General features: G+C 41.7%; 23 protein-coding genes and 1 pseudogene. 14 read left to right on the forward strand and 10 right to left on the reverse strand.

Annotated elements, in window-relative coordinates:
- Positions 1 to 61: 61 nt before the first annotated feature.
- The 9 genes and pseudogenes from V7K73_RS24255 (at position 62) to V7K73_RS24295 (ending at position 5,699) form a co-directional block, all read left to right on the forward strand.
- On the forward strand, positions 62 to 367 hold the full coding sequence (locus tag V7K73_RS24255; protein WP_334883807.1) for a hypothetical protein: 306 nt from the start codon (positions 62 to 64) through the stop codon (positions 365 to 367).
- A gap of 109 nt (positions 368 to 476) precedes the next feature.
- Complete coding sequence (locus V7K73_RS24260) at positions 477 to 731, forward strand: TIGR02450 family Trp-rich protein (protein ID WP_334883809.1); 255 nt, start codon at positions 477 to 479, stop codon at positions 729 to 731.
- A 604-nt stretch (positions 732 to 1,335) separates the two neighbouring features.
- Complete coding sequence (gene bchL / locus V7K73_RS24265) at positions 1,336 to 2,202, forward strand: ferredoxin:protochlorophyllide reductase (ATP-dependent) iron-sulfur ATP-binding protein (protein ID WP_012410753.1); 867 nt, start codon at positions 1,336 to 1,338, stop codon at positions 2,200 to 2,202.
- Positions 2,203 to 2,234: 32 nt separating this feature from the next.
- A complete protein-coding gene (locus tag V7K73_RS24270; RefSeq protein WP_334883811.1) occupies positions 2,235 to 3,020 on the forward strand; it encodes a DUF5331 domain-containing protein in 786 nt (261 codons plus the stop codon).
- A gap of 163 nt (positions 3,021 to 3,183) precedes the next feature.
- Positions 3,184 to 4,587 carry a ferredoxin:protochlorophyllide reductase (ATP-dependent) subunit N gene (locus V7K73_RS24275; RefSeq protein WP_334883813.1) on the forward strand — a complete coding sequence of 468 codons (1,404 nt, stop codon included), beginning with the start codon at positions 3,184 to 3,186 and terminating at the stop codon, positions 4,585 to 4,587.
- 28 nt (positions 4,588 to 4,615) lie between these two features.
- Positions 4,616 to 4,831 (forward strand): DUF2442 domain-containing protein, encoded by a 216-nt coding sequence (locus V7K73_RS24280; protein ID WP_334883815.1) that lies wholly within the window; start codon positions 4,616 to 4,618, stop codon positions 4,829 to 4,831.
- Between the two features lie 48 nt (positions 4,832 to 4,879).
- Positions 4,880 to 4,990: pseudogene (locus tag V7K73_RS24285) on the forward strand (AbrB/MazE/SpoVT family DNA-binding domain-containing protein); the annotation flags it as partial.
- Positions 4,991 to 5,065: 75 nt separating this feature from the next.
- Entirely contained in the window at positions 5,066 to 5,293 is a 228-nt protein-coding gene (locus V7K73_RS24290; RefSeq protein WP_334883817.1) for a hypothetical protein, read from the forward strand.
- Positions 5,283 to 5,699 carry a putative toxin-antitoxin system toxin component, PIN family gene (locus V7K73_RS24295; protein ID WP_334883818.1) on the forward strand — a complete coding sequence of 139 codons (417 nt, stop codon included), beginning with the start codon at positions 5,283 to 5,285 and terminating at the stop codon, positions 5,697 to 5,699. The genes V7K73_RS24290 and V7K73_RS24295 overlap by 11 nt, the downstream gene beginning before the upstream one ends.
- A gap of 96 nt (positions 5,700 to 5,795) precedes the next feature.
- Here V7K73_RS24295 and V7K73_RS24300 read toward each other — a convergent pair whose 3' ends face one another.
- Entirely contained in the window at positions 5,796 to 7,193 is a 1,398-nt protein-coding gene (locus V7K73_RS24300; protein ID WP_334883820.1) for a hypothetical protein, read from the reverse strand.
- Between the two features lie 36 nt (positions 7,194 to 7,229).
- On the reverse strand, positions 7,230 to 7,364 hold the full coding sequence (locus V7K73_RS24305) for a hypothetical protein (protein ID WP_334883822.1): 135 nt from the start codon (positions 7,362 to 7,364) through the stop codon (positions 7,230 to 7,232).
- A 36-nt stretch (positions 7,365 to 7,400) separates the two neighbouring features.
- Here V7K73_RS24305 and V7K73_RS24310 point away from each other — a divergent pair, with 36 nt between their 5' ends.
- Positions 7,401 to 8,027, forward strand: a complete 627-nt coding sequence (locus V7K73_RS24310; protein ID WP_334883824.1) for a retropepsin-like domain-containing protein — start codon at positions 7,401 to 7,403, stop codon at positions 8,025 to 8,027.
- A gap of 4 nt (positions 8,028 to 8,031) precedes the next feature.
- Here the strand turns inward: V7K73_RS24310 and V7K73_RS24315 are convergent, their stop codons facing one another.
- Complete coding sequence (locus tag V7K73_RS24315; protein ID WP_334883825.1) at positions 8,032 to 8,916, reverse strand: LysR family transcriptional regulator; 885 nt, start codon at positions 8,914 to 8,916, stop codon at positions 8,032 to 8,034.
- A gap of 152 nt (positions 8,917 to 9,068) precedes the next feature.
- Here V7K73_RS24315 and V7K73_RS24320 point away from each other — a divergent pair, with 152 nt between their 5' ends.
- Positions 9,069 to 9,815, forward strand: coding sequence for a methyltransferase domain-containing protein (locus V7K73_RS24320; RefSeq protein ID WP_334883826.1), 747 nt, complete (start codon positions 9,069 to 9,071; stop codon positions 9,813 to 9,815).
- Positions 9,816 to 9,900: 85 nt separating this feature from the next.
- Here the strand turns inward: V7K73_RS24320 and V7K73_RS24325 are convergent, their stop codons facing one another.
- A complete protein-coding gene (locus V7K73_RS24325) occupies positions 9,901 to 10,062 on the reverse strand; it encodes a hypothetical protein (protein WP_334883828.1) in 162 nt (53 codons plus the stop codon).
- A gap of 61 nt (positions 10,063 to 10,123) precedes the next feature.
- On the opposite strand from V7K73_RS24325, the gene V7K73_RS24330 reads away from it, so the two are divergent.
- Both V7K73_RS24330 and V7K73_RS24335 read left to right on the forward strand, forming a co-directional pair.
- Positions 10,124 to 10,681: a hypothetical protein gene (locus V7K73_RS24330; RefSeq protein WP_334883830.1), complete on the forward strand. Its 558-nt coding sequence runs from the start codon at positions 10,124 to 10,126 to the stop codon at positions 10,679 to 10,681.
- A 77-nt stretch (positions 10,682 to 10,758) separates the two neighbouring features.
- Positions 10,759 to 11,403 (forward strand): DUF3318 domain-containing protein, encoded by a 645-nt coding sequence (locus tag V7K73_RS24335; RefSeq protein WP_334883832.1) that lies wholly within the window; start codon positions 10,759 to 10,761, stop codon positions 11,401 to 11,403.
- A 551-nt stretch (positions 11,404 to 11,954) separates the two neighbouring features.
- Here the strand turns inward: V7K73_RS24335 and V7K73_RS24340 are convergent.
- Positions 11,955 to 12,752: a 7-carboxy-7-deazaguanine synthase QueE gene (locus tag V7K73_RS24340; RefSeq protein WP_334883834.1), complete on the reverse strand. Its 798-nt coding sequence runs from the start codon at positions 12,750 to 12,752 to the stop codon at positions 11,955 to 11,957.
- 198 nt (positions 12,753 to 12,950) lie between these two features.
- On the opposite strand from V7K73_RS24340, the gene V7K73_RS24345 reads away from it, so the two are divergent.
- Entirely contained in the window at positions 12,951 to 14,000 is a 1,050-nt protein-coding gene (locus tag V7K73_RS24345; protein WP_334883835.1) for an anti-sigma factor antagonist, read from the forward strand.
- A gap of 336 nt (positions 14,001 to 14,336) precedes the next feature.
- Here the strand turns inward: V7K73_RS24345 and V7K73_RS24350 are convergent, their stop codons facing one another.
- From V7K73_RS24350 to rsfS, 5 genes are all read right to left on the reverse strand, one after another.
- Positions 14,337 to 15,791: a YcjF family protein gene (locus V7K73_RS24350; RefSeq protein ID WP_334883837.1), complete on the reverse strand. Its 1,455-nt coding sequence runs from the start codon at positions 15,789 to 15,791 to the stop codon at positions 14,337 to 14,339.
- Between the two features lie 42 nt (positions 15,792 to 15,833).
- A complete protein-coding gene (locus V7K73_RS24355; protein WP_334883839.1) occupies positions 15,834 to 16,346 on the reverse strand; it encodes a group I intron-associated PD-(D/E)XK endonuclease in 513 nt (170 codons plus the stop codon).
- A 416-nt stretch (positions 16,347 to 16,762) separates the two neighbouring features.
- The gene (locus V7K73_RS24360) at positions 16,763 to 17,716 is read right to left on the reverse strand and encodes an asparaginase (RefSeq protein ID WP_334883841.1); all 954 of its coding nucleotides are present in this window, start codon (positions 17,714 to 17,716) and stop codon (positions 16,763 to 16,765) included.
- A 93-nt stretch (positions 17,717 to 17,809) separates the two neighbouring features.
- Entirely contained in the window at positions 17,810 to 18,310 is a 501-nt protein-coding gene (locus V7K73_RS24365) for a CGLD27 family protein (RefSeq protein WP_334883843.1), read from the reverse strand.
- The gene (gene rsfS / locus V7K73_RS24370; RefSeq protein ID WP_334883845.1) at positions 18,307 to 18,765 is read right to left on the reverse strand and encodes a ribosome silencing factor; all 459 of its coding nucleotides are present in this window, start codon (positions 18,763 to 18,765) and stop codon (positions 18,307 to 18,309) included. Before rsfS ends, V7K73_RS24365 begins: the two co-directional genes overlap by 4 nt.
- Positions 18,766 to 19,670 lie beyond the last annotated feature (905 nt).

Below are 19,670 nucleotides of genomic sequence, written 5' to 3' on the forward strand. Positions count from 1 at the left end.
CAAGCTAAGAACATCGGGAGCCGTGTACACGGAAACGGGTACGCACGGATCTAAATGAGAGGTGCGGGGAATAATATCCCCCATCGACTCAACCCAGCGCTTTAAGCGGTTCTTCGACAGCAGCAGCCGTGCGATGTTGCAAGAGTGTCTATTTCGCATCGTCAATTACGAAGATGGTACGGGTACGTTAGAAATTCTTTGCCCTAATGAAGTCGTAAGGCAACGCCTTTCCAAGAAAAAGCGCAAAATTACCAACAACATCAACACCTGCTGGAGCCATATTAGATGTTTTTCGCTATGTGTCCAGCAAGATAGTGAGTTTAATTGTCAGAAGTTTACCCGTAACGGTGATTTGGTGACATCTTAATTGGGGAGATGAGGGAGATGAGGGAGATTAGGGGGAGAAATAACTAATGACAAATACCAAATGACCAATGACCAATGACCAATGACAAATGACAAATGACAAATGACAAATGACTAAAAAACAGAAATTTCCTTACCTAGTTGGTTCTAAGTGGACGGCACAGCAAAAGGTTGATGGCTGGCGGCACTTTCAAGTAGTCAATCGGAAAAATCAGGCTAATTGGGTTTATGCCGAAATGGTTGCGGCTTGCGATCCGAAAGTCCGTTTTTGGATAAATGCCAAATTATTACAAGATAACTCCCAGTGGCAAGCAGGCTGGCAAACATTACAAGAAATCCACGGAGTTGAAAGTGAGGTGTCCTAATTAGCCTCGTTCCCAGTCTCTGGCTGGGAATGCCCATCAAGAGGGCTGCCGCCTCCTAAATTTGGAAATTTAATAAATTTTTACAAAACTAGGGTAACTTACTCTCAAGCAGCAATTAAATGGTTCTGACTATCGACTAAAAACTGGCAATTTATCTGCGATACCTTCGGTGAGCTACGCTAACGCAAACTCCACTAATATTTCAAGCATCTGACTGCATATACCTCTCTTTACCCTTGTCCCTGCGCCCCAATGCCTTGAAAACACCTTGTCCGACCATCAGCTAATTCTATAAAAAGCATTCAAAAAACACCATTTCAAATTTTTGTATTTTGTAACTATTTTTATAAAAATAAGTAATAAAAACTGTTTATTTATGCCTTTTAGAGCTAATAAAGTCTTTAAGACTCATAAAAACCCAAATAGATACAATTTTGACTTAATTCATCACCTAAGACCGTTTTCCAAATTAAGAGCCACTTTCTTTTCTAGGTAATTTGCCCAATAATGACATGAACAGACCTCACGCATCGCCATCTCAGGAAAGGTGAAGGCAAATGTTTGAGCCACAAGTTTGACAAGAAGCTATAAGAGGCAAATAAAAGTGAAACTAGCAGTCTACGGAAAAGGTGGTATCGGTAAATCCACAACTAGCTGTAATATATCCGTCGCCCTAGCTAAACGTGGCAAGAAAGTGCTGCAAATTGGTTGCGACCCCAAACATGACAGTACCTTTACCCTGACTGGGTTTTTGATTCCGACAATTATCGACACCCTCCAAGAAAAGGACTATCACTACGAAGATGTCTGGCCGGAAGATGTAATTTATAAAGGCTACGGCGGTGTAGATTGCGTAGAAGCTGGTGGCCCACCTGCGGGTGCTGGGTGCGGTGGATACGTAGTCGGCGAGACCGTAAAATTACTTAAGGAACTCAACGCCTTTGATGAATACGATGTAATTCTCTTTGACGTTCTGGGTGACGTAGTTTGCGGTGGTTTTGCAGCACCACTAAACTATGCAGATTACTGCCTGATCGTTACAGACAACGGCTTTGATGCTTTGTTTGCGGCTAATAGAATTGCGGCTTCAGTTCGTGAAAAAGCCCGAACTCACCCACTACGTCTAGCTGGGTTAATTGGTAACCGCACCTCCAAGCGCGACTTGATTGAAAAATATATAGAAGCAGTGCCAATGCCAGTTCTAGAAGTTTTACCTTTAATTGAAGATATCCGTGTTTCCCGTGTAAAAGGTAAGACTTTGTTTGAAATGGCAGAGCAAGATCCTTCCCTAGACTACGTTTGCGACTACTATCTCAACATCGCTGACCAAATTCTGGCGCGTCCAGAAGGTGTTGTGCCTAATGACACACCAGACCGTGAGTTGTTCTCTTTGTTATCCGATTTTTATCTAAATCCGGGTAAACCCCAGGTTCCTAATTCAGAAGAGGAACTAGACTTGATGATTGTATAAATCATCAAGTTTTCAGGATGGGGGACAATAACATGGCATTCTTTCATAGCTTTACAGGTTCATTAAAGCAAAAGTGGTTGCAATTTTTCCAGAACAATCGGGACTGGATCACGCTGCACATGCAAGTGGAATCGGTGTACACACCTGATGGCGGGAAGCGACCACCTTCTTACCTCATCCTGGGAGTAGTTAACGCCCTAGAGCCAAAACTAGCGCAGTTAATGTTGCCCTTTGCCAAACTCAATCCTGATGCTGATACCCTGATTGAAGTGCTGGATTTGCATTTTGACCCAGATTTCGCTCTCGGTAATCGCTTCGTCAACCCAGAAATAGAGAGATTCGTAGAAGAACCAGCAGCTGTCATTGACGAAAAGCCTGAAGACGAAACTTTGGCACATTCTCATATAAATGGCTTTGCGGCGGTGGCGGTAGTTCAAGAAATCACACTGGTGGATTCTAAGCAGCAAACCTTAGAAATCAGCGAGTTAGAAGAAATTGAAGACGCCTTTGGTGATATTTCTTTATCCAACGGACACGATTCAAAAGAAGAGTCTCTCAAAGCCTCTAGTTTAGAAGCAGATGAGTTTGGGGACATGGGCTTCGGTACAACAGATGCAATGGAAATCAAGCTGGATGAAGAGGAGGCGCTTGAAGATATTTCACTAGATGAGAATGCCTTTAAAGACGTATTGTCAGATGTCTGGAGTGATGAAACAGCTTTGCAAAAAGCTGAAGAAAGTAACGATTTTTTGGGGGAAGAACTGCCAGCAGGCGTTTTTGATGAATCAGAAATTGCCCGTCTCTTCCCCAATGCTTAATTACTAAGTTAGGAGTTAAGAAAAGTTAGGAGTTAGGAGTTAAAAAAAGTTAGGAGTTAGGAGTTAGGAATAAAAACTCATAATTCATAACTCATAACTCATCACTCATAACTCATAACTTAATTACTCCTAACTTGAAAAATCAAGGGGAGAAAAAACCAAAATGACTGTTGCTCAACAACCAGAAGCTTTAAGCTTTGAATGTGAAACTGGAAATTACCATACCTTTTGCCCAATTAGCTGCGTAGCGTGGTTATACCAAAAAATTGAAGATAGCTTCTTTTTGGTGATTGGGACAAAAACTTGTGGCTACTTCCTGCAAAACGCGATGGGGGTGATGATTTTTGCTGAACCCCGCTATGCAATGGCAGAGTTGGAAGAGGGGGATATTTCGGCACAGCTGAATGATTATGAAGAGTTAAAGCGGTTGTGTTTGCAAATTAAACGCGATCGCAATCCTAGTGTAATTGTCTGGATTGGCACTTGCACTACCGAAATTATCAAAACAGATTTGGAAGGTTTGGCACCGAAGCTAGAATCTGAGATTGGTATTCCCATCGTTGTAGCGCGGGCAAATGGTCTAGATTACGCCTTCACCCAAGGAGAAGACACGGTATTAGCTGCTATGGCTAACCGTTGTCCTGATAAGGCTCCGGTGGCAGAAACAGAGAAAAGTGAACGGAATGCGATCGCTAAGTTACTCAACTTTGGTAAAAAGAAAGAAGATGTCGCCCAAGATGAGTCTGAGTACGTAGTTCATCCACCCTTGGTTCTCTTTGGCTCCCTTCCCGACCCCGTAGTGACTCAGCTAACCTTGGAACTGAAAAAACAAGGGATCAAAGTTTCCGGCTGGCTACCCGCGAAGCGCTTTACAGAATTGCCAGTATTGGAAGAAGGGTATTATGTCGCTGGTGTCAACCCCTTCCTCAGCCGCACTGCTACTACCTTAATGCGTCGCCGCAAGTGTAAACTCATTGGCGCACCCTTCCCCATTGGACCCGATGGCACCCGCGCTTGGATTGAGAAAATCTGCTCGGTGTTTGGGATTACTCCCAAGGGTTTGGATGAACGAGAAGCTCAAATTTGGGCAGGGGTGGAAGATTACGTAAAGCTGATTCGCGGTAAGTCTGTATTCTTCATGGGTGATAACTTGCTGGAAGTTTCCCAAGCAAGATTCTTAATCCGTTGTGGGATGACAGTTCACGAAATCGGCATTCCCTACATGGATAAGCGCTATCAAGCTGCTGAGTTGGCACTGTTGGAGAAAACTTGCCAGGAAATGAATTCACCCCTGCCAAGGATTGTAGAGAAGCCGGATAATTACAATCAACTTCAGAGGATTTATGAGTTGAAACCAGATTTGGTAATTACTGGTATGGCTCACGCTAACCCATTGGAAGCACGCGGTATTAATACCAAGTGGTCTGTGGAGTTCACTTTTGCTCAAATTCACGGCTTTACGAATGCGCGTGACATGTTAGAGTTGGTGACTCGTCCGTTGCGTCGGAATAATAATTTAAAAGATTTGGGTTGGGATAAGTTGGTGAGAGAAGAAGCGAAGATTTAAGTTTGAGTTTGGATTGAGCAACATAATTATGATTAAGGCGAACTTTTGGGTTTGCCTTTTTTTTATTTTTGCACCTTTAAAAGATTTAACCTATTTTAAAACTGTTAAAATTAACGCTGAATGGGGAAAAATTCACTGGGATAATGGCGCAGATTTAGACCCAGATGTTCTTTATTGTGTGGTTACTAATCAATCTATTCCTACATATAGAAATCTGGAAGAATATGAAAAAAGTTGGAGTTAAAACAGAAGCAATTGCAGAAGTGGATGATTTATTACAGTCTAGGAATTTTTTTCAGTAACTAAATTAGATGATGTAGCAGGTTGCTTAAAATATTCAGGAAAATCTAAAACTCTTGAGGATATGGATAATGCAATTCGCCAAGGTGTAGAGAAATCGTGATTTAAAAGTAGAAAACTGGCTCAAACCTGATTAAAAAAGCTAACAAGTTTCTATTCCCTAACTCCAGAACTCACCATGACTCAAAAAATCTATCAACTCACCCTAACCTTCGAGCAGATTCTTAATCTTGTTCTACAACTTCCCGCACAAGAACAAGAACAACTTATTCAAGAAATAAAGAGAACCTCTTCAAATAATAAAGATGAAGATTTACTTAGTGTTTTTGACAGAATCGGCAGAAATGCTCAAGCCAAAGGATTAACCGAAGAAACTCTAGAAGAATTACTCGCCGATGAATCATAAACTAATTGTCATTGACACAAATGTTTTACTTAGTGCTGCCCTAAGTCCTAATGGAACAGCCCGTAAAGCCCTAGATAAAGTCTATAAAGAATTCAAAATTGCTCAAAGCGATGAAACTTATCAAGAATTAAACACACGAATTTACAAACGTAAGTTCGATAAATATATCTCAAATGAAGACCGACAATATTTTTTGGACGTAGTTAAAAAATACAGTCAATTTATAGAAATAAAATCTCAAATAAACACCTGTAGAGATGCAGATGACAACAAATTTTTAGAACTTGCTAAAGATGCCAATGCAGCATTTTTAATCACAGGAGATCAAGACCTTTTATCACTCAAGACCCTAGCCGAATATCAAAACCAGATTATTACTCCCAGAGACTTTCTTTACCTTGATTAATTAGTTCTGTCATTTCTCAACTTGTAACATTTTATGCCACGTTTTGAATTGCGGAAACCAGGTTTAATTCGCTACGAATGAAATGCTATATTTAGTTCATATCGAAGGCTGTAACTCTAGAGGTTTGGATGGAATGATATACATTAATTCTGCGCCGTCTGGTTTAATTTCTGTAGAGGGAGTTAATTTAAGCCAGTCATGAAAGCTGATTCCTAATTGGGATATTGCTTGTACTTCTGTTTGATATGCTTCAAAACGGCGATTGGTTTCAATCATAGATTCCATTACTTCAAATGCTTGGGGAAGACGTTTGTAAGCTTCTTGGTTTAAATCATCCTGACTTGGGCCAAACCAACCACCTTCAACCTCAACGCGAGTTAAAATTGCTGCTGGTATTGAGTCTAACCATTTCTCAGGATCTTTGGCTATTTTAAACAAATTTTTACGCTGAAGCTCAAACACAGCATTTTCATCTAAAGTTGGGTCAATCCATTGATAAATTCTGGTCAGTCTTCGCAAATCAATCTGATCTTTTAACTGAGGATGTAAGTATGCTGCGGGGTTAGAGGTTAGCAGTATCTCAACATATTTATGAATACGAGAACGGATAACTTTAGCCCCTTCTTGAAAGCGCCGACGTGCTGTATCATGTTCCTCTAATTCTAAATAACAACGTGCTTCAGCTAAGTACGCTAAAGATAAAGTCAGCAAATATTCATCAGCAATTTGACTTTTTTGCTCAATTTCGATATCAGTAAATTCAGTATAAATATGCTCTGCTTCTAAAAAACGATTAATAGCTTGTAAGGCGCTGCTTCTACGATTTTCAGGTTTTGTCATCGTGAAGGCATTAATTGCTAATTCGATTGCAGCACGAAAATTTGCATAGAAACTAAGGTCGATTTTGCGGTTGACTTTGTTCAATAGTTTTTCTGCTTGTTTTAGGCGTTTTTCTAGTTCATTGAGACGCTGTGCTATTACAGCAAAACCTATAACTGAAACGCCAAGATTAAGTATGCTAGCAGCAGTAGTCACTTGCAAAATTCCTTGAGTTAATTGCAGATTCTGCCCAATTTCCCCTAACTGATTTTCAATCCCATCTAAACGTCCATTGACATCGGCGAAGCCTTTTCCAGAAATAGCCGCATTAGCAACTGTTCCAATCAAATTTACCCCTGAAACAGCTATGTTTCCTAAACTTGTTTGTTCAACTCCACCCAAGCGTCCACTGACATCAGCTAATCCTTGTCTTGTCGCAGCGGCATTAGCGCCTGAAGCAACGAGATTTGCACCGGAGAAAACAAGGTTAAGTAAATTGTTAGGTGAAGAACTCAATGCTGGAACTGAAGAATTATTGGGTTCCCTTAACCAGGTAACAATATGTTTGCTCGTTGCATTTATAATTACACCCCCAACCCTTACTAAAGTCCCATCTTGTAGTCCTTTGACAATCCAACTAGCAAGTTGAAAGGTTACTGTCAATGGTATACTCATAATCTTCTCTTGATTACTAAAATTTCTACACTTTAGTCAGTATTCCCACATTGATGTGTTGTCTAACAATTCAGCTAATACTAATGTGAGTCCTATTCTGTCTAATAGCGATCGCTCTTTTTTAACCAGAAGATTTGAGCGATCGCAGATACAATCATAAGTAAAAGGCAAGCTGGTAGAAAATGGCTGAAATTGTCAGCAAAATCTATGAATAAAACACCCTCTCCCGATGAAAGTCAGCAAATGCTGAAGTGGCTAAACCAGAATCGCCAAATGTTATTAGATTTATATAAAAATCAATATATTGCTTACAATGCTAATGGTTTAATCGCTCACAGTGAAAATCTGCGTGAAGTTATACAATTGGCAGAGGCTTCAGAACAGCTATTTGTAATTTACTTAGTTCCGCGTCGCACTGCTTCTATCCAAATTCTACCAATTCGCTTTCGTACAATCGCTCGGCATGACTGGCAACCAAATTATCATGTAAAACTCAAGCATAGAAATATAGAAATGTCTACAACGATGTTAGTAGACTCTGGTGCTGAATTAAGTTTAATTTCTTTCAAAGTCGGTCAAGATTTGGGCTATGCTCTCGCTGATGCAGAATCAACGTTATTAGCAGAAACCATCGGCGGAAGAGTTGAGTATGTTTTACGTAATCTTGAAATGACAATTGATAAACACAGTTTTATTGCTGCTGTGGCATGGTTACAAACTAATACAGGTGGAGAGCAATTACTTCTAGGAAGAGAAGTTGTATTTGATAAATTTAATATTGAGTTTAGGCAAGCTGATGAACAAATTATTTTTACGTGGCGTGGAGATAACTAATCATTTAACCACAGATATTCTTGACAACTTGCAGAAATTCCCTTAGTACAGGTGTCATATCTTCTTGTCGCCACACTACAGCCGTTTCTACTAATGGTGTTTTTTCTTCTAAAGCGCGATAAACTACACCATCCCTCTGAAGATTTTGCAATGAAAACGGCGCGATCGCAATCCCCATTCCGGCTGAAACCAATCCGATAATTGTCTGCATCTGAATCGCTTCTTGAGTCACTTTCGGGCTGAAATTTCCTTGCTGACAAAGACTCACGATTTGGTCGTAAAGTCCGAAGCCCAAGTGGCGAGGGAACATGATAAAGTTTTCGTTGACTAGCGATCGCACTGAAATCTTTTGTTGTTCAGCTAAGACATGAGTTTCTAACATCGCCACAATTAAAGCTTCTCGCTGAATGCACTCTTGATTGAGTGTATTATCTTCTAACGGTGGATGGGCAAAGCCTACATGAATGCGGCGATGCTGTAGCGCTTGCTCTTGTTGAGTTGTGGTTAATTCGTTCAAAATTAACTCTACTTCTGGAAACTCTTCTCGAAACCGTCGCAAAATTACAGGAAGCAAATCGTAAGTTACCAAACTGGTAAAGCCAATTCGCAGTAGTCCCTTTTCACCTCTTCCTGTTTTTTGGGTTAGCTCAATTGCCTTGGACAGTTGAGCTAAAAGTTGATAAGCTTCTTGCAAAAATACTTGTCCAGCTTGCGTTAGTTGCACCTGTCGCTTGGTTTTACGCTGAAACAGTTCTACCCCCAATTGCGCCTCTAATTGCTGAATTTGCTGGCTTAAAGGCGGTTGAGCAATGTGCAATCGTTCGGCGGCTCTACTGAAGTGCAGTTCTTCAGCGACAGCAATAAAGTAGCGCAGATGTCGCAATTCCATGTTTTTTGATATTTAATAAGTCTTAATTATCTATAAATATATATTGGACATCTCAAAATTATCTACCTATGATACTCATACAGATATCTTAGGGAGTTACAGCTATGCCGGAAAGGTATACTCCAGGCTATTCGAGCAATGCAACGAATTTTATGGCAAGTCGCAGCATTGATACTCATGCTGCGTTTTTCAAGCCTTATTTACGTCCAGGCATAAATTTACTAGATTGTGGCTGCGGCCCTGGTACGATCGCTTTGGGTTTAGCAAAAGCGATCGCTCCTGGTACGCTTACTGGTATTGATCGAGAAGCCTCTCAAATTCGGATAGCTGCTGAAAGTGCTTTTACTCAAGGTGTTAGTAATGCTAATTTTCTGGAGGGAAATATATATGCTCTACCCTTCTGTGATAACTCATTTGATGCAATCTTTTCCCATGCGCTGTTTGAGCATCTCCAAGAACCAGCGCAGGCGTTACGGGAACTTTGGCGAGTTTTGAAACCGGGGGGGATTGTTGGGCTTCGTAGTCCTGACTGGGGCGGGTTTTTGATTGCACCATCTACACCAGAACTGGAAAAAGCATTTTCTTATTACAAGTGGCTCCAGCAGCAGAATTCTGGTAATCCTTATGTAGGTAGAGAGTTACGCGCTTTGGTACGCGAAAGTGGATTTATTAATATCAAAGCTTCGGCTTCTTATCAATGTTATGAGCCGTTGAGTGAAGCTACAGAATATTTGGCGCTGCTAATTGAGGCTTCTGCAAAGGTGGATGGAACTGTAAAGAAAGGTTGGACTGATGAGCGATCGCTTACAGCAATGAGTCGTGCTTTAGGAGAATGGAGTCAGCACCCAGATGGATTTTTTGCTCAAGCTTGGTGTGAAGTTGTGGGATGGAAAGGTTAGATTAATCCAAGATTTTCTAGAGAATTTGTGACAAAAACTTGCGTGTTCTTTCTTCTTTTGGGTTGCTGACTCGACGGGGGAACCGCTATTCATTAAAAATACTATCCCAACGATTTCTAGTTGCTGGTGCTGCTGGAGTACTGCGTGGAGTGCTGGGTATACTTGCTGTTTGACCTGACTCTCCACCACAAGCAGCGATCGCAAAAACTAGAGGTGCGATCGCTTGTAGCCACCCCAACCTAAACAACTCCCCTCGCAGGTTAAACTAGGTCTGGTAACAACTGCTCCACGTTCCTTATGAGGCTTTTATGGGAGCTAACCTCAAACAGATTGCCAACTATTTAGACAACCTTGGTTGGGACTATCGTTTTGATGATGAAGAAGACCGGATTATAACAGGCGTGGAGGCTGATAACCTAGAAGATTTTCTAATAGTTGTCCAGTTGGATGAAGAGGGAAAATTTTTCCGGGTATTTGCCCCTCAAGTCTTGGCAGGAATTCAAGATCATCCTCACAAGGCAGCTATCCTACAGACAATGCTTGCCATTTCCTGGGAAACCAAAATGTTGCAATGGGAATATGACCCATCCGATGGCGAAATCCGTGCCATTATTGAGTTTCCTTTAGAAGACTCGATTCTCACAGAAAAACAATTTCACCGTTGTCTGAGTGGGTTAATTCAGATTGTGGATGGCATAGCAATACCTCGCCTGAAAGAAGTGATGGCAACAGGTTTTGATCCGGGGAATATAGAACTTGGTGAAAGACTGTTACTCAGTATCCAAGAAGAAGCTCCAGGATTGCTAGATTTACTCGAAAAAGCAATGGAAGCGCGAAAAAAGCGAGGAAGTTTTAAGGGCGAGTGAGACGGATCATCACTTAAATCGCTATACTCCAAAGTGATACCCTCACTATATACTGAAATTTTCTGGGGCTGGATATTATGACATCCTATGCAACCTCCTCTGCTAAAGCGGAAATGAGTGAACTACGGCGGTTGAAAGGCTTATTACCGCCAGAATTACAGAGCTGGGTTACGGTTGAAGGCACAACTGAGGTCAATCCACCCCTGGTTCGTTGCGAAGAAATTGGTAAAGACCAGGTAGAAATTCAAATTGACTTGGTGAAATGGGATGCCCTCGCAATGGATCAGCGTAATCTGCTGTTCTGGCATGAAGTTGCTCGCGTTCAAAATGACACAATTCCTAAAGATGGTTGGGAAATGGCAGCACTAGCCATCGGTTTAGGTGGTGCTGTAGGCGAATTGTGGGTACAAGATGGATTGCTTCTGGTGTTAGCTTTGTCCCTGTGTGGCGTGTCAGGCTGGCGACTGTATCAAAAAAATAGTGGGGAAAAGCAACTAAAAGAATTGCTCAATGCTGATGAGAAAGCGATCGCTTTGGCAACTCGTTTTGGTTATAGCCTCCCCAATGCCTACAAGAGTCTCGGTAGTGCCTTAAAAACCCTGATTGACAATACTCCTAGTAAGCGCCAACGGTCGAAATACGAAGCAAGACTCTCTGCCCTCAAGCGCAGTGCTAATAAGGCAAAAGCTAAATCCAAAACTCCCGATGAAGATGGGTTGTAATTAGTTAGGAGTTAGGAGTTAGGAGTTTGGAGTTTGGAGTTAGGAGTTTGGAGTTTGGAGTTAAGTAAGTGGGTCATAATTAAATATAAAACCTCACTCTGCCTCCCTTTTCGCTCTCCAAAGCATCACAGAGGGATTGAGGCTGAGGTTTTATCTTATGTTTAACTGGTTCCGTGGGTTTAAGTCCCCCGGTTCAAAAAATAAGCAAGTAATGCGATTGGGGTTAAATCCCCCGAAGTTTTGTGGACGGAAACCGTCCCCACAAACTTCTCTTCATTACAAAACAAAATTGACGAATTACGAATTACGAATTACGAATTACGAATTACGAATTACGAATTATTTAATTACGCCTACCTACTTATAAGTGAACTCGAAACTTCAAACTCCTCCTTCCTGACTCTTCACTCTTGACTCTGCCTCCGACTAGCAAATGACTACCGAGAGAGATGCTGCCGCTAATCAGGCAAACAGCAGCCCAATGGCGATTTCATCGAATCTTACTTTTTTCTTGACTACATCTTTATCAAACTCAAATTTTACAGAAACTTTTACAGTTGGTTCAGCATTTTATGCGTCTGAGGGATCACACGCACATGCTTGAGAAAGCCCTTCATCAAAGCTTGCCACGTCAAAACTTGATCGGGCGTAGGGGCAAGCACAGCTAAAGGTGAGAATTGTTCAGATACTGCTAAAGGCGTAACAGGTTGTAAAAATACTGAGATATCTGGACTAACCTCTGCCACCAACAAAGCTGAACGTTCCAACTCGGCTGGATCTGTGTTTTGAGACACAATTATCTTGACAAAAACATTTAAATATGAGTCATGACATAATTGGAGAAATTTAGCATGTTCTTGCCAATGACTTTCGCCGCTAACACTGGGCAATTTTAAATCCATACCTACAGAGTCTAAGTAAGGGAGAATCATTGCCAGTTGTTCTGGGCGATGTCCGCCAGTTTCTAAGTATATAGGTAGACCAGTTATGGCTCGTACTTCGGGTAGAAACTGGGTTAAAAATGGGGCATGAAGAAGTGGTTCGCCTCCAGTTAAGCTAATGCTATCGTGTAGAGAAGGTACATTTTGTCGTTCCACCCATTCAGTTAGTATGGGTAGAGAGACAGGGTTAGAGTGGATTTCAAAGTCGCGCAATCCAGGCGATCGCTCTATCCGACAACTAGCAGGTGCATTCCATGTGTGGACACTATCACAAAATTGACAGCGCAAATCACACAAAGCAAAACGAATAAATATCTGACGCATCCCTACATTTAGTCCTTCCCCTTGAATGGCAGAAAAGATTTCAATCAGGCGTGCGGTAGGTGTAACCGTATTTTTAGCAATCATTTAATGAGAGCAACGCGATCGCGCTGCGTCGGCACAACAACAAGGATCTTTTTTGGCTTCTTGTTCTATTGTGAATCGTCGCTAGCGATCTCCAATCTCAGCCCCGGTAAATCGCAATTAGTCCTTATTACTACTGATTCCAATATTAGGTTAAGTAATTTTTTAGGACAAAGTAATGTTTGGCAGATTACATTATACATGGCAACGAAAGTGCAGAGCTTCATGACTAGCCAACCGACAGAGGTCGATTTTCCAGTTAATTCCCTAAATGACATGGCTATAGTCCAGATGCCTAAGCGGTTGAGCGTGCTGGAGGCCTTAGGCTTTAAGCAAACCTGCCAAAGCTTAATCCAGCCAAATTCACATCCTAAGCAAATCATTATTGACTTTCACCAAACTACTTTTATGGATAGTAGTGGTTTAGGTGCCCTGGTTAGTAACTTCAAATACGCCCAGACTCAAGGGATTACATTAACACTGCGGAATGTAACACCTCAAATAATGGCAGTCCTAAAACTCACGGGATTGGATCAGGTTTTTCCCTTAGAGCTTGTAGATGATGCGCCGCTAATCAAGCAGGAAGACTTAGTAGATAATCGGAAGACAACTTCCCGGAAAGTAGAGCAGTTACCCACTACTCACCCTTCTGTGGCATCTTGGATGAAACGGTTGTTAGACATTGTAGGGTCTGCGATCGGTTTATTAATTACAGGAATTTTATTTATTCCAATTGCGATCGCTATTCAAATTAATGATACAGGCCCCATTTTCTTTATTCAAATTCGTTGTGGTTGGATGGGGAAACAGTTTAAGATTTGGAAATTCCGCTCCATGTGTGTGGATGCGGAAGCGAAAAAATCCCAAGTTAAAAACCAAGTGCAAGGTGCTTTTTTCAAGAATGAGAATGACCCCAGAATTACCAAGGTAGGGCGCTTTTTACGGCGAACTAGTCTTGATGAATTACCCCAATTTTGGAACGTCCTCAAAGGAGAGATGAGTTTAGTCGGCACTCGACCACCTACACCCGATGAAGTGGAACGCTACGAAGTACCCGAGTGGCAACGTTTAGATGTTAAACCCGGTATGACTGGCGAATGGCAAGTAAATGGGCGTTCTACAGTTCGTAGTTTTGAAGATGTAATTCGCCTAGATTTGCAGTATCAAAAAAATTGGAGTTTGGTGTACGATTTAAAGCTAATTTTCAAAACTATAGCTATTCTGTTTAATAGAAACAGTGGTGCTGTTTAGCTAAATACCCTTATTCACAATTTTTTGGAAACTCCCAATCACAATAATTGTTAGATACACCCAAGCCTAAATTAGGCTTGGGTGTATTTTAGGTTGACCTACAGCAGTAGACAACTGTCAGCCAATTTTAGATTTTAAATTTTAAATTTTAGATTGCAATACAGTTCAGTTAAGCATTTCTTTCTTTCTTTATTTATTTTGCGTTCTTTTCTAACGAGACGCTGCGCGAATGCGGTTCGTTTAAAAAATTGGCTTTGAAAAAAAGTTTAAATTTTTGATTTTGAATCATTCAATCCAAAATCAAAAATCCAAAATTTGGTAATCCTGTGTATAAGATTATCCTACTGCCTCTTTAACACCAACTACTTTAACCGGCTGCGCTTCTGGCAACAAACGCTTCACGCTTTGCTTAACAAATCCCTGCAAAAAACCAATCTGCTGATTTTGCCCAAATACCTTTTGCAAGGTTTGCCGCAAATTCTCCAAATTCAAACCAGTACCAGAATCTATCGCTATTTCCTGCTGTTGGAAATACTCAACTAGACTTAACCCTGCTACTCTGGTCAGATAAGCTGCACTTACTCCCTGGACTACGCCACCAGCAACAAAGGTAACAACATTACTTTTCAGAACAGTACTAATAGCATTCGTAGAAAGTTCAACTAAGCCTAGTTTCAGCATCAAACTTCCCATTGTTCCAGCTACAGTTTGCGCCTGTTCTAAGGAAAATTTCTGCTGATAGATATTACCCAAATCCATTACCATCTGAGCATTAATTGCCGCAGTTGCTAGGATATCAAGCGCTGGGACTGGGTTAGCAAAGGCAGCAGCAGCAGCTATCCATTGATATTGTTCAATAATTGGGGTAGCGCGATCGCGTCTAGTTCCATTCAAGCAGTTTTTCGCCTCAGCTTTCAACAACCCGGCTTTTCTCATGGTTGTTAACCAAACTAGCCGTTGTCCCTGCTGTACCAATTCACCCAACTGCCCCCTCAACTGCTTGATATTTGGTGCTGGTTGTTCCATCCACTCTTGCACAGAACCATCAGCCTCATGCTTTCGGACTTTGATGGGAATGGGAGAGGCCGCAGTTGCAACTACATTTAAGAGCATTCGCTGTTTTAATGACAGCAAGATACTGGCGCTTTCATCGGCTAAATACTGGTCTTGTTTGTTGAAAACCAGGATTGTGGGCTGATTTCCTGCTTTTAGCTGCTGTAAGGTTTGAAATTCTGAGTCTGTCAAATCACCGTTTGTCAGGAACAAAACAAAATCAGATTTTGCCACTTCTGCTAAAACAGCTGCATCTGAATTGTCACCCGTTTCTCTAAATAAAGGTGCTGTTTCTTCTAGAGACACCAAATTTCGTGTCTCGACATTTTCCTTTAGCACTTTAATTAAAGTGCTTTTACCCACGAATTTACCGCCAGTCACAGCAACTTTAATATCTTGTCTGTCTAACTCCAACAACAATTGAGCAACTTGTTCTCTGAGTGTCTCTAATGCTGTGTGGTTTTCTGCTTCTTGTGCCAGTTGGTTTATTACAGTTTCAGTTTTAGCGATCGCACTTTCTACAGTCGTCCGATCAACTACCATACCATCTAGCTGCTCTAAACTGTCTTTCGGGCGATTTTTTTGGAATAACCACAAACCACCGCCTACAGCTAAGGCACTCAACAAACCAAACTCACCCACCTGCACTATAGAATCGTGCCAACTCTCCAACATCCACAGAGAAAAGGACAGTCCCAATCCTCCTACTAAAATTGGTCGCTGCAACTTCACAACCATGATTCTTTGCGCCTTTTCGATGGCTATTTCTTCCAGAATAGATTAAAAACCTGCTTCTGGGAATTGAACAGGCGATCGAACACAACTTTCTTTACCTACAGATGCCTGTAAAATTAATTCCCAAGCCTCACGATATTGTGCAGAACGAGGTTTACGTTGTCGTTTTTCCGCTTCAACAAGGTGTACTTCGCTGCCATAATCTATGAACACATCTATGGGAAAGACATAAAACAGGTCAAGTTTTTCTATATATACCAAGGCAAAATCAAAATCTGATAGCTTATACGCTTCTCGAAGCATCAGCCGCCGATTGGTTTTAGTGCGGCGATTATCTACAACATAATTGCCAGAAGGCTCATCCAACAAAGCATATTTGACTTGAATTTTAACTAGAGTTCCCTCTACATCAAATGCTAGATCGTAAGGAAGCCGATCGCCAAAAGGTTTTAAAACTCCCCAACCACGCTTTAAGGCATGAAGAACAGCAGCTTGCTCTGCTATGTCTCCCTTAAGCTTTGTATCCATTTGTAAGACTAAGTAGCTGACAATTAGCATAAAACAAAACCCTATAATCTTTTAAGATTACAGGGTTTTACTTTATCTTTGATGGCGGGAAGTGGATTTGAACCACTGACCTTCGGGTTATGCTTACCAACTACAACTTTCGTTGCCTAGATTCCCTAGTTTGTGGTCTGGACTGTCCCTTCACCCTCGACATTCTCGTTAGGGTGTCTGCCTTCCAGTCTCTACACCTTCTCCATTTTTGGAGCTTGGTTCGGGATTACCGCGCTATTGGCTTCCCCGAGTTTGACAGATAAACGCACATAAGTTTCCTTATGTACCGCCCATCGCAAACTTAACTAATAAGCGTCTAGTTAAATTTGCCCTTTGAGCCCGACGAGCTACCAGGCTGCTCTATCCCGCGTCGCTCTTGACTTTTTTATCATAACCTATAGTCAAGAGTTTGGCAACTACAAAAATGATAATTCTCCAATTACTTCTAAACGCTTGTATTTTCCCAAGGTGACAAACTTTTCTGAAAGGCTTTCGGCGGCGCTGGGACTAATCCAACCCATTTGCTGGAGTAAGTGAATAGCCACGGCGTATTTTGCTCGTTTTGCCCCATCCATGACTTTGATTGCCAATCCCAAGCCTTCACCGAGTCTACCAATGCATTGCACTCCTTCTGCACCAGTTTTGCTGACCAGTTCTCCTGGAGTTAAGCGCATGAGTTCGGTATCAAATTCTCCATCTCCTGCTACCATAGCGGGGTGATGAGTCATCGCCCGGACAATGCGCTCCATATCCAAGTTGGTACTAGAGGCTAACAGTGCATATAAAGATGCCATGTGACCGAGTTGCATCAGATAAGTTGGTGCGCCACAGTCATCATGAGCGCTGATAAATTCTTCAGCTGGCATTCGCAGCAATTCTGCTACTTTGCCCAAAATCAACTGCTGTATTGGGTGCTTGCGATCCAAGTAGTTATTCAAGGGCCAACGGCGTTGCTGACAAACAGCTAACATTGCCGCATGTTTACCAGAGCAATTGTATTCCAGAGGACTGTGCTTATCTTCAGGAATTGGACACTGGAGTACAGTCGGGTCAATATCAGCCCGCCAAAGAATGTTAAATACCTGTCGGACTTGATCTATTCTTCCTTTGTGGGAACTTGTGATAATTGCTAAGTCGCGATCGCTGAGGTCATAGCGTTCCAGTGTACCTGTAGTGGTGACTGCGAGTGCCTGAAATGGTTTGAGCGCTGAACGGATAAATGCAGCAGTTTCAGAATTTCCGGCGACGGTTAAAACCCGTCCTCGTTCGTCGCATACAACAGCCTGGACTATATGCCTGGATTCAATAATACCTTCCCGCAGCAACCGGACTTCCAGTGCTGTGGCTTGAGTTCGTTTTCCCATTGTCATGGGTTTATTTTTATTACCTTTTTTTAGTTAGGAGTTAGGAGTTAAGAGTTATGAATTATTAACTAATCACTCCTAACTCCTAACTCCTAACTTTTAAAACAAATGCCAAACTATAGTACCAATAACGTACATTCCCGCCAAGGCAGCGAAGGTAAATTGTAACCGCCGCAGAATCGGTTTGATTTCGTATGAGACAATTAAGCGATCGCGGTTGAGGATTTCCTGTGGTTTTGTCCAAGTTTGACCGTCGTACCAACCGGATTCTTCATAAAATACTGTAGGACTGCAAAGGCGATCGCACACGTAGAACCAGCCTAAGTACAACCTTACCAGTGCCAGCACTACCCCAACACTCGCGGCGGCCGCACCACAGAGGAGAAAATGTGCAATATACTTGTGAGGAGCAAAACTTGCTGCTGCCACAGGCCCTGCGACCAGCCAAGATAAACCCCAAATCCAAGCTATTTTCGTGATATACTCGCGCAAATCTAAAGTGCTATCACGAAACAGCCAGGAATTTTTTAACTCTTGGTACTCATTAAGCGGTTGTTGCTCTGTAGGAACTGGGCAATTTGAAACCGAAGACCTAATCATGTTGGCTTACCCTCACCTTCATCAGATTCTGGAAGGGAAATGCGCTCTGCATGAATCCAGAACGCTTCTAAATTATAAAACTCCCGTTCCTTGGGCATCATGATGTGAACGATCACATCACCGTAGTCTTGTAGTACCCAACTCCCCTCGACTTTTCCTTCTGTCCTTATGGGACGACGTTGTAACTCAGTTTCGACTTTTCCTTCAATTGCTTGAGCGATCGCCCTTACTTGTACCCTAGAATAGCCAGTCATCATCACAAAGTAATCAGCCAGGTAAGATACCTCTGCTACTTTGAGCAATATAATCTCACCTGCTTTGCGGTCTGATCCAGCCTCTGCGATCGTTGCAGCTAATTTTCCGCTCGCCTCTTCGGTATGGGCGTGGCTCTTTGCCACACTCTTCGTCAGTGGGACAGATTGTAATGGGAAATTTCCTTGGAAATAATCAGTCATTAAACCTCATGTGCTTTCTTTTGAAACAATTGTTTACATTTACTTACAAATCACAAACAATTGATCTGAAAATGTGTCAATAGGTTTTTTTGAATACTAACAAAAAAACGGGTGTGTATGGGGCTAGTTTGATAATTGACTGCTTAGATTTCGACATCAGCAATCAGCAGTTGCGGATGGCTATTGTGTAGTGATAAATTAAGCATTAGCTTTCCAGCAAGAATTTTCTGTGAAAATAGTCTTCGCTCCACTGTGGATTAATTGAAGAGTTGGGGTGAAATTTAGGCTGCTTATAGGCAAAAACATTTATTTTTCTGGTTTTCTCGTCATTCTCTGAGTTGAGCTTGAGTACAGCGCAATTCCTCTAATGCCATCTTTAAGCTGAGATTTTTCTGATTTAACTCCCCCTGTTCATTCGCGTACTTTCTCTTGTAGTACTTGGCTGTATACTACTTCTAGCTGCTTGAATCGGACGGGCAATGGTCTGACTAGTATAAATTGCTAATAATGTGGCGATCGCAATCAATACTGACAGACTGACTAAAATAATACTTAGACGTAATTTATCGTAAGTTTAAGGGTTTAACACCCCTACATCTATATGTAGCAACAGTTTCAGTCGGGGGTTTAAATCCCCTTATGTAATGTCTAAAATGTTTGAATGCGTGAATGCGTGAATGCAGTTCCCAATTTGCTTGCTGATTGGCAATAACTCCGGGATTATTTGTGATTACGAGTCTAGAACATAATCATAGTAATACCACTATTTATGTTAGTACTGTTCTTACAACATTTACCTACTAAGTACAGCCCACCGTCAAGTCGCTTCTCGAAATTAAAAATTATTAATTAAAAATTGCAATCCGTGCTTGCTCTGAACCCATTACTGATTGTAGACCACTGAA

Origin of the sequence: Nostoc sp., from assembly GCF_036916975.1 — a bacterium.
In the GTDB taxonomy this organism is placed as follows: domain Bacteria; phylum Cyanobacteriota; class Cyanobacteriia; order Cyanobacteriales; family Nostocaceae; genus Nostoc.